Annotated in this window: 4 protein-coding genes; all 4 read left to right on the top strand. The window is 40.6% G+C overall.

The genetic code is table 11. The features are described from left to right. The first annotated feature begins 29 nt into the window (after positions 1–29). The 4 genes from GKD17_RS20485 to GKD17_RS20470 all read left to right on the top strand — a co-directional run bounded on the left by GKD17_RS20485 (position 30) and on the right by GKD17_RS20470 (position 10,612). Positions 30–3,356, top strand: coding sequence for a SusC/RagA family TonB-linked outer membrane protein (locus GKD17_RS20485; protein ID WP_007839057.1), 3,327 nt, complete (start codon positions 30–32; stop codon positions 3,354–3,356). A 22-nt stretch (positions 3,357–3,378) separates the two neighbouring features. Further along, positions 3,379–5,076, top strand: coding sequence for a RagB/SusD family nutrient uptake outer membrane protein (locus GKD17_RS20480; protein ID WP_007841246.1), 1,698 nt, complete (start codon positions 3,379–3,381; stop codon positions 5,074–5,076). A 97-nt stretch (positions 5,077–5,173) separates the two neighbouring features. Beyond that, complete coding sequence (locus tag GKD17_RS20475; RefSeq protein ID WP_007839055.1) at positions 5,174–7,756, top strand: glycosyl hydrolase 115 family protein; 2,583 nt, start codon at positions 5,174–5,176, stop codon at positions 7,754–7,756. A gap of 15 nt (positions 7,757–7,771) precedes the next feature. After that, complete coding sequence (locus GKD17_RS20470; protein ID WP_007839054.1) at positions 7,772–10,612, top strand: glycoside hydrolase family 2 TIM barrel-domain containing protein; 2,841 nt, start codon at positions 7,772–7,774, stop codon at positions 10,610–10,612. Positions 10,613–10,861: the final 249 nt, after the last annotated feature.

The raw sequence follows: 10,861 nt of genomic DNA, 5'->3' as shown, positions 1-10,861 counted from the left end.
TTTAATGTCTAATTTAAAAAGGTTGGCTAATGAAATCTAATTTTTATGGAAACAGAAAATCGCTTCTTGCGGTTTTTATTTGTGCAGCTTTTCTTTCAGGAAGTCATGTTGCTTATGCGGTAAATGAATCGTTATTGGTTTCTGCGTACCAGCAGCCTAGTAAGATTAAAGGAACTGTAATAGATGCAAATGGTGAGGTTGTTATTGGTGCCAGTGTGGTGGTGAAAGGAACCGCTAATGGGACTATAACAGATATTGATGGGAACTTTATTCTTTCTGATGTCCCTACCAATGGGACGATTCAGGTAAGTTTTGTTGGATACAAGACTTTGGAAATCCCAGTTAAAGGGCAGACTTCTTTCAGTCTGACTTTAATGGATGATACCGAAGTATTGGATGAAGTAGTGGTGGTAGGTTATGGTACCATGAAGAAATCAGATTTGACAGGTTCTGTAGGTTCTATATCTTCTGAAAAACTCGCTGCTAGAGGTACTACCCGTTTGGAAGATGCATTACAAGGTGCGGTTCCGGGAGTAAATATCACTCAATCCAATAGCCGTGCGGGTGGCGGATTTAATATTCAGATACGTGGACAGGCATCTATAAATAAACAGGCTGCTCCTCTTTATGTAATTGATGGTATTGTGTGCTCGTCTATGGATTTTTTGAATCCCGAGGATATTGAGCGGGTAGACGTCTTGAAAGATGCCTCGTCTACTGCTATCTATGGCTCACGTGCTTCTGCTGGTGTGATTATGATTACAACCAAAGGTGCGAAGGGGGCAGGAAAACCTCAACATGTTTCTATTTCGTATGATGGATATTATGGGATACGTAAGGTTGTCCGTATGCCTGATTTTATGAATGCTCAAGAATTTATAGATTATCGTTTTGCACGTCATACTCTTTTAACATCAGATGTCTTTGATGGTTCTAGTCGTAAAGGAGTAGATGCGAACGGTATTCCTCATTATGAAATTAAACAATCTGATTTGGAAACTACGTTTCTGAAACGTGATGGTGGTACAAACTACCGTGATTCCCAAATTTATGAGATGATGATGTCGGGAACAGATGGTTATGACTGGACAGACCTCGTAACTCGGACAGGTAATCAGCAGAATCATTATATCAGTGCCAACGGAGCCACAGAAAAAATTAATTATCGGTTAGGAGTTGGTTATCAAGGGGAAGAAAATGTGTTCAAACATAATGATTATTCCCGTTTCAATATCAAAGGTGCTTTTGATGGAAAAATTTCCAAAGTATTTGAAGCTGGATTATCTGTGAATATGGCTTATACGGTGCAAGATGATTTTAGTACCGATGGAACTTATTGTCCGTATGAAAACGCTTTTTATTTCAATCCTTTTGTTGCACCTTATGATGAAAATGGTAACATTATCAATAATCCAGGGTCAAAGGATGCTTTTGGGTCTACCGGACAATTCACTTCTACTGTTAGCCCACTGAATGATTTAGAGGATGAAAACTATACTAATCAAACTCGCAAATTTCATGTCTTTGGCAATGTATATTTGCGTACTAATATAATGGATGGATTAAAATTTGCGACTACTTTTTCACCTAACTTTTATCATGGGCGTCAAGGAAAGTTTAATGCTACTGGAGTGAATGACCGTAATCCGCTAGGTTCCAATTATTATCAGGTGAACGGAACGAACTCTGCAGAGGTTGAGACGACAGACCGTATGGACTGGACTTGGGATAATCAGCTTGATTTTAATAAAACAATAGGTGATCATACGTTTGGCGCGATGGGTTTATTCTCCATATATCGTTCTGATAAAGAAATTTATAGATTGAAAGGCTTTGGTATTTCGGATGATATGCTTTCTTTTCATGCCTTGGATAAGGCTTCCGGTGATAAGGAGATAGCTTCTTCCTATACAGCATCTACTTTGGTCTCAGGAGCTCTTCGTTTGAATTATTCATATAAAGGTAAGTATATGGCGACAGCTACAGCACGTGCTGATGGTTCTTCACGCTTTGCAGAAGGTAACCGTTGGGGATGGTTTCCTTCCGTTGCTTTGGCATGGCGTATGTCAGAAGAAAGCTTTTTAAAAGGTACTCATTGGTTGGATAATTTGAAATTGCGTTTGTCTTATGGAGTTACCGGTAACAACAATGTGGATGATTATGTGACAATAGCTACAGCTTCAGGACCTAGTTATGTGGTATTGGGAGGATCGGAAATACAAGGATATTACCCTAATGGGCTTGTTAATACGGGACTCATTTGGGAAAAGGTAAAAGAGTTTGATTTAGGATTGGATTTTAGTGTATTGAGTAATCGTATTAATCTGACAGCCGATTTTTATCATCGTTTGTCTGATGGGCAGATTATGGATAGGATTGTTCCTGTTGAAACAGGTGAAACAAAAGCTACTTTTAATGTCGGTTCAGTTCGTAATACCGGAATTGAATTAGGAATGCAGTTTGGCATTATTCGGAGTAAAGATTTTATATGGGATTTAAGTGTGAATTATTCTCGTAACTGGAATAAAATATTGGAACTTAGTAATGGGAAAGTGGATGAAATTGCATCCAATCGCTTTATTGGTGAGCCGTTAAATGTATTGCGTGACTATATTCATACTGATGTGATAACTGATAAAGGGGTAACGATGCACACTAAAGATGGGGATATTCATTATACTTTGCAAGAATTGTATGCAAAGTATGGTTCGAAATATAAGTGGTATGAAGGTCAGATAGCTGTGAATGATTGGAATAATGATGGCAAGATTACGGATGAAGATAAGCAAATATATGGTTGTACAGATCCTAAATGGGTGGGAAGTTTAAGTTCAAATATGTATTATAAAGGTTTCGATTTCTCAGTAATGATTTATACTAAACAAGGACAATGGGCTCGTAGTTATTTCCATGATAAATATATGAAATGGTCTGATCGTGGTAACCAACATATGGCAATGGATTTTTATATTCCTAAAGGGGCGCCTGTTATTGACCATACTACCGGTGATATTGTATATGCCACTGAAACTCATTACGGTGAATATCCTTATCCGAATAATTCCGATACTTCGGCAGGTGGATATTTTTCTGATAAAGGTAGCGCGAAGGGAGAAGGCTTTCAGTATCAGAAGACTTCTTTTGTAAAGGTAAAAAATATCTGTTTGGGATATACTTTCCCTAAGAAGTGGATTACTAAAGCAGGATTACAGCATTTGCGTCTTTATATCAATGTGCTTAATCCATTTTGTTTTACGGATTATGATGGATTTGATCCTGAATGGGCAAATGCTAAATTAACTGATGGTGGTCCTGCATCGGTAACTTATCAGATAGGTGCGAATATTAAGTTTTAATTTCAAAGGAAAGGTAAATGATATGAAAAAATATATATATACGGCAGTCATATTGGTTGGCTTTGTTTTGACTACAAGTTGTGAAGATTTTCTGACTACAGATAATAAGTCAAATGTAACGGACAAAGAATATTTCTCGACTAAGACAGGTTTTGAATCTTTGGTATCAAATGCTTATAGTACTTTACGAGATGTTTATGCAGTATCCAGTTATACTACTTATTTTAATGCAGGTACGGATATGTATGCTGATGGGCGTAATTATATCAATGATGAGTTGCATGAATATGAAACTTTAAATCCTGAAAACAGTGTGATGAAAGAGCTTTATACGGCATGTTATAAAGGTATCCGTGCGGCTTATGCTATAAAACATTATGCGGCGGATGCAGTTATTGATGAGAATTTGCGTAGCAGGCGTGTGGATGAGGCACGAGTATTGGCGGCGAATTATTACTATATATTGGTAAATACTTTCGGGGGGGTACCTTTGATGAAAGATTATGTGGCTGATGTTCAAACCGGATATCCTAAATCTTCGGTGGTTGATGTTTACACTTATATTATTGAGGAATTGGAGAATGTAATAGCTGCCGGAGCTATGGAAAAGTCTACCGCTTTGGATGGTGGTGGTCGTATAAGTATTGAATCGGCTCGTGCGTTATTAGCTAAAACTTATTTAGCAGCAGCTTGGGATTTAGATAAAAAAGATTACTTTGCCAAAGCAGCCCAAGTAGCAGATGACGTGATAGCTAATCGTGCTTTGGTTACTCCTTTCGAGGATCTTTGGAGAGCGGATTGTAGTGGAGATGATAACGAAGAATTTATTTGGGATGTGGAATATGACTATGCTACGGCTGCTAATACAGTCAGTGGTGGGCATCCGTGGAGTTCCTTTTATTGTAATCATATGGGGGGGCAAGAAGATCATGGAAAGGGGAGTACTTCTGCTTTTATTGCGACTTTACATGCTTTGCAGTGTTTTGAAAAAGGCGATATACGCTATGGGGTAACGTTTATGAAGGAGTTACCTGATATTGTTACTGCATCCGCTTATTGGTATTGGGATTGGTATAAGAATGGTGGAACTTTTATAGGAATTCCTTTGAAACGTTACTATCCGGCATGGTATGAAACAGAAGAAGATATCGATGCATGGAAAGCTCTTGATCCTGAAAATCGTAAAAATACATGGATACTACCGATGTCTGATCATACACGGGATCCTCAAGAATATATGCCTGGAGAAATTGATTATGAGGAATTTGTAACCTATTCTTATGGGGGCGCTCCTTGTCGTAAATTTGATGATTCTAATACTGCTAGTTATTCTAATAAAACAGATTATCGTGATGTACATATTATTACGCTTCCTGAGATTTATTTGGTAGCAGCAGAGGCTTATTTAAAAGCTGGTGATAAGGGAAATGCTTTGCTTCGTTTGAATGAAGTGCGCCGACGTGCACGGCTTGATGCGGTAACTGAAATAAATGTGGATGTTATTTTAAAAGAACGTGCTTGTGAGTTATTTGGACAGGGATCTCGATGGATTGATTTAAGACGTACACAGAAATTGGTGGAGTATAATGATTTATATAATCCTCAGATAAAAGGGCGGGCCGCACAAATGATTGGAAAGAAATTACTTCGTCCTATTCCTCAGGCGGCGATTGATGCGAATGAGTTGATGAGTGCTGAAGATCAGAATCCAGGGTATTAGTAAGGTGATTAGATAGTATTGAGATGTGTTTAGGACGGGGATGTTATGATATATGGCATCCTCGTTATTAAAAAAATCAATTAAAGTAGAATAACTGATGAATGTGAAATTAAAAAGGGAAAGTCGATTATTGATTATGGCTATAACCAGTGTAGCTTTGTTTGTGCATATTGTAGTGATTTGTGCAGCTAGTACAAGAGAGGTTGTTGCCAATAAAGAATTTGTTTGGTATAATGGTAAACGTCCTATTACTTATTCCTTGCCTGGATCTGTTTCTCCAGTAGTGGCGGTAGCACTGGATATGTTTAAGGGTGACATGCAACAGGTGACGGGGGTATTACCTCAAAAAACTCTTTTCGGAACGGCGGTTATTAATATTATTCAGTTGGATAAAAACAAGTCTATCCTAAGAGATCTCCGTAAAGACGGAATCCCGGTGGATAGTATTGTTGCCAGAAAAGACGCTTTTTTTATAAAGATAAGAGAAAATCAGTTGTTGGTTGTAGGAAGTGACGGTCGGGGAACTGCTTACGGCATACTTGAACTTTCCCGCTTGGCAGGAGTGTCTCCATGGGTATGGTGGGGAGATGTGACACCGATGAGAAAAGAGCGATTGACCCTTCCGGCTGATTATTCTACTTTTCAGAGTCCATCGGTAGAGTATCGTGGAATCTTTTTAAATGATGAAGACTGGAGCTTGCAGCCTTGGAGCTGGAAAAACTTTGAACCGTCTGATATAAAAGGACGTATTGGTGCACGTACTTATAAAGAAATCTTCAAATTGCTGATGCGCCTTCGTGCCAATGCTATTTGGCCGGGAATGCATGGAATTACGACTCCGTTCTACTTTGTGCCGGGAGCTAAAGAAGCAGCTGACAGTTGCGGCATTCTCATCGGTACTTCGCATTGCGAGCCAATGATGCGCAATAATGTAGGTGAATGGAAAGTCAATGAACGGGGTGACTATAATTACATAACAAACCGTGAAGGGGTACAATCCTATTGGATAGAACGGCTGAAAGAGGCTGGACCTTATGAAAATTTCTACACCATGGGTATGCGAGGTATTCACGACAGTGGAATGGAAGGGGTCAAGACCCTTCAGGAAAAGACCGATGCACTGCAACAGGTTATTGACGACCAGCGCAAGTTATTATCGAAGTATGTAGATAAAGATGTGGAGAAAATTCCCCAGGCTTTTGTCCCCTATAAAGAAGTGCTTCAAATAATGGAGAATGGCTTGCAACTGCCGGAAGACATCACTTTGATATGGTGTGATGACAACTATGGCTATATGACCCGTTTAAGTGACAAGGAACAGCAAAAGCGTAACGGAGGTGCCGGAGTGTATTATCATCTCAGTTATTGGGGGCGTCCGCATGACTATATGTGGTTATGCACTACCCAGCCGGGATTGATTTATAGTGAAATGAAACAGGCATACGATTGCAATGCCCGCCGTTTGTGGGTGGTTAATGTGCACGATTTGAAACCCGCGGCATACGATTTGGAACTCTTTCTGGATATGGCATGGAATATCAATTCCGTATCTCCATCTACTCTTGTGGAGCATCAGAAGAGCTGGCTTTGCCGCGAATTTGGCAAAGAAGCAGGAGAAAAATTATTGCCTGCCATGTTAGAGTTTTATCGCCTGTGCGGCATCCGTAAACCGGAATTTATGGGTTGGAACCAAGTGGAGCTGGACAAGAAAAAATATACTAAAGGCTGGTCTCCGGTTAAAAATACGGACTTTAGCTTAACCGAATTTGGCGGCGAACTGGATCGTTATCTGGAATCCTATGAAGCCATTAAAGAGATTTTATCGGAAGTGGAACCAATGATTCCTCAGGAACGCAAAGATGCTTTCTTTGCCCAAATTAAGTATCCTGTATTTGGCGCTGCTGCCATGAGCACAAAGATGCTGGAGGCACAAAGAGCACGTTGCATCTCTCCGGGAAGCTGCGACACGACTTTATGGACCCGCGAAAGTCAATTAATGGCTGCCTGTGCCAAAAGCATTAAAGCTTACCAGGAAATCCGCGATTTGACAGATTACTATAACAATGAACTGGCAGATGGCAAATGGAAATACTCCATGTGCCATAATCCGCGGGATTTATATGTGTTCTATCCGCCTGAAGTTCCCATATGGCTGACAGATAAGGAAATAGAGAAATATGCTTCTTTTAGAAGACCAAAATCGTTACCTTTGGAGGAAGTGGCTAAGGATCATTGTATTGTTTCTAATGCTTGCGATTATACAAACGCATCTAAAGGGGTCGTGACGATTCAATCATTGGGACATAGTATGAATGCTGTTTCCGTACCAAAGGGAAAGTCAATTACTTTTGAGTTTGATTGTTTATGGGATGGAGAGGCGATACTGCGCACTGCCGTAATCCCGACACAACCTAATGATAAAGGAGATATTCGTTTCAGTGTTAGTATAGATGGTGAAAAGCCTCGGATATGTTCTATTAAAGAGCCGTTTCGTTCGGAAGGATGGAAACAGAATGTACTCCGTGGACAGGCTGTTCGTGAAACTGGTCATCAATTGACGAAAGGAAAGCATACTTTATCCATCACTGCTTTGGATGATCATGTCCTGATAGATCAATGGATGATTGATTTCAAACCAGACAGAATGTTCTATGTATTTCCAGTTCAACCAACCTATTAATGTAGCATGAATTGTATGAAGAAAATTATTGGACTGTTCATTATTTTATTATGCTTTTGCACGACAAAAGCTCAACAGACAGAAGTGAGGTATCTTTCCGGTACAGGACCGGATCATACTGTGAAGTGGAATTTCTGGTGCTCTTCAGGTATGAACTCTCAAAAGTGGAGCAAGATAGATGTTCCGTCTTGCTGGGAACAGCAAGGTTTTGGAGGCTATACCTACGGGCGCTATTATATTTATAAGGAACACGAGAAAGAAAAGCAATATGATGCCTACAGGAAACATGATTTTTGCGATGAATACGGCATCTATCGTCATTGTTTTGATGTTCCGGACACTTGGAAAGGCAAACAGATAAGTATTGTATTTGAAGGTGTTATGACTGATGCTGAAGTGAAAATCAACGATGTCATCGCTGGCCCTGTTCATCAGGGATCATTCTATCGTTTTTCTTATGATATCACGGACAGACTGAAATTCGGGAAAACGAATTTGATGGAAGTGACGGTGAAGAAGCAGTCGGCTGATAAATCAGTTAATGCAGCGGAGCGCCGGGCTGACTGGTGGCTTTTCGGAGGTATCTATCGTCCTGTATATCTGACGGCAAAGCCTCGCACGCAAATAGAACATATAGCGGTGGATGCCCGTGCTGACGGTACGTTGCACACAGATGTATATTTGAAAAATATTTCCAAAGGACAACAATTGGAACTGTCGCTCATTTCCTGTGATTCACAGCTTCCTATAGGGCGGCAGGTATGCGGGCTTTCGACGGAAGAGAAACAGATACTTACCACACATTGGAACAATATCAGGACATGGGATCCTGAACATCCCAACCTTTACCGGCTCACGATGCGTCTTCTTTCCACAACAGGAGATGTTGTGCACGAGATTACGGAGCGCATAGGATTCCGTACCATTGAATTCCGTCCTGAAGATGGCGTATATCTGAACGGTACTCGTCTTTTAGTGAAGGGGATTAACCGTCATTGCTTTGATCCGGAAACAGGTAGGACAATCAGCCGGGAACTCAGTCTGAAGGATGCTTTGCTCATTAAGCAGATGAATATGAATGCCGTGCGTTCACATTATCCACCAGATACTCATTTTTTAGAGGCGTGTGATTCCATAGGTCTTCTTTATCTCAATGAATTATGTGGTTGGCAGAATAGCTATAGCACTGAAATAGCAGAAAAGTTACTGCCTGAGATGATATTTCGTGATGTGAATCACCCGTGTATCTTTGTTTGGGCAAATGGTAACGAAGGAGGATGGAATACTGCTGTTGACAATCGTTTTGCCGACTATGATCCGCAGAAACGTCACGTCATTCATCCGTGGGCGGATTTCAATGGCTTGGATACACGTCATTACCCTAATGGTACGGATAACATGTATCGGTTGGAACGCGGGCATAAGGTTTTTATGATGACGGAGTTCCTGCATGGCCTCTATGACCGTGGACAGGGTGCAGGCCTCAAAGGACTATGGTCAAAGTTTAAGGCAAATCCACTTTTTGCCGGTGGCTTCCTTTGGGCATATGTGGATGAAGCTGTCCGCCGTACAGATACCGGACAAATGGACACTTACGGTCCTAATGCTCCCGATGGTATTGTGGGGGCAAATCGCGAAAAAGAAGGCAGTTTTTATACTGTTCGGGAGGTATGGTCACCCATTCAAATACATCCATTAAAAATAACTTCTTCTTTCAAAGGAGATTTTTATGTAACTAACGATTACTTATTCAGCAACTTAAGCGAATGCCGGATGAAGTGGAAGGTAATGCGTTTACCTATTCCACAGGTGTCCGACAGCCCCATCTGCTTAGCGGAGGGCGGCGTACTGTTACCTGCGATTCAGCCTGGCGAGAAGGGGATAGCCCACTTTGATTTGCCTGAGAAATTCTTCAATGGAGACATCTTGGAATTGGAAGCCTACAATGTAGCGGGAGATATGATATGTAATTGGACGTTTCCTATCAAGAATAACCGTAAGTACTTTATAGAATACAGGTATTTACAACCGACAACAACTGCTACTGCCAGATATCAGACAGACGACAATAGTATTACACTGATAGCGAATGGAGTTACAGCAACATTCAACAAAGCGAATGGTAATTTGGTAGAAGTGAAGAACGGTAGCAAGATCATACCATTGTCTGATGGTCCTCTCCCGGTCGGGATGAAGATGCTTTTCTGTTCTGCTAACCTAAAGATGCAAGGTGATACTGCCATTTATACCGTAAAATATAAAGGTGCGGCCGACTCCATTGTCTGGAGAATGGCACCTGACGGATTGCTTGGAATGGATGCATTAGTGCTGAATTACAGAGCAAAGAACAAGTTTGACGGTGTATACTTTGACCGTCCGGTTCTTAATTTCGGTTTTTCATTCTCTTTTCCTGAAAAGAACATCAGTGGGATGCGTTGGTTAGGCAAAGGTCCTTACCGGGTATGGAAGAACCGTATCGAAGGAACGAATTATGGTATTTGGCAGAAGGACTACAACAATACGGTGACGGGAGAATATTATCATCAGCTTATTTATCCGGAATTCAAAGGGTATCATGCAGATCTCTATTGGGCAACACTCCAATCAAAGACAACACCGATGACAGTTTATTCGGAAACTGACGGTATTTTCTTTCGCGTCTTCACTCCGGAGGAGCAGCGTGACCGTGAAAGCCGTGGAATATCAGTAAAGGAATATCCTGCTGGAGACCTTTCGTTCTTATTTGAAATTCCGGCTGTCAACTCTCAGGGGACAGGAGGAGAGGCTTCTTATATTAAAATTAATAAAGGGGATGATGGCTTTAGAATGAAGCTATGGTTTGATTTCCGGAACTAGACCCGATAGCGTGTTTATTGCATAAATACCTATAAAGAGCTATTGCGTAGTATATATATTCTGTAAAATGGGGGAAAAGATTACCGATATCAGGTGATTGTTTCCCCCTTTCTTTTTATAGAACTTTGCATTCCCAAAAATTAAGAATTTAGAATTATAGGTATTCATGGTAAGAAGACAGTTACAAAGGATTAGTTTAGGATCCCTTTTTTTAATAATCGGAGCGATATCTATCTTTGCACAACCTAA

Source organism: Phocaeicola dorei, from assembly GCF_013009555.1.
Classification (GTDB): Bacteria; Bacteroidota; Bacteroidia; order Bacteroidales; family Bacteroidaceae; genus Phocaeicola; species Phocaeicola dorei.
The sequence above is the reverse complement of the archived record's forward strand: the minus strand, read 5'-3'. Positions and strand labels throughout refer to the sequence as shown.

Bases quoted from the DNA above. Each gene is read 5' to 3' on its own strand.
- GKD17_RS20485 (WP_007839057.1), top strand. From the start codon at position 30: ATGAAATCTAATTTTTATGGAAACAGAAAATCGCTTCTTGCGGTTTTT.
- GKD17_RS20480 (WP_007841246.1), top strand. From the start codon at position 3,379: ATGAAAAAATATATATATACGGCAGTCATATTGGTTGGCTTTGTTTTG.
- GKD17_RS20475 (WP_007839055.1), top strand. From the start codon at position 5,174: ATGAATGTGAAATTAAAAAGGGAAAGTCGATTATTGATTATGGCTATA.
- GKD17_RS20470 (WP_007839054.1), top strand. From the start codon at position 7,772: ATGAAGAAAATTATTGGACTGTTCATTATTTTATTATGCTTTTGCACG.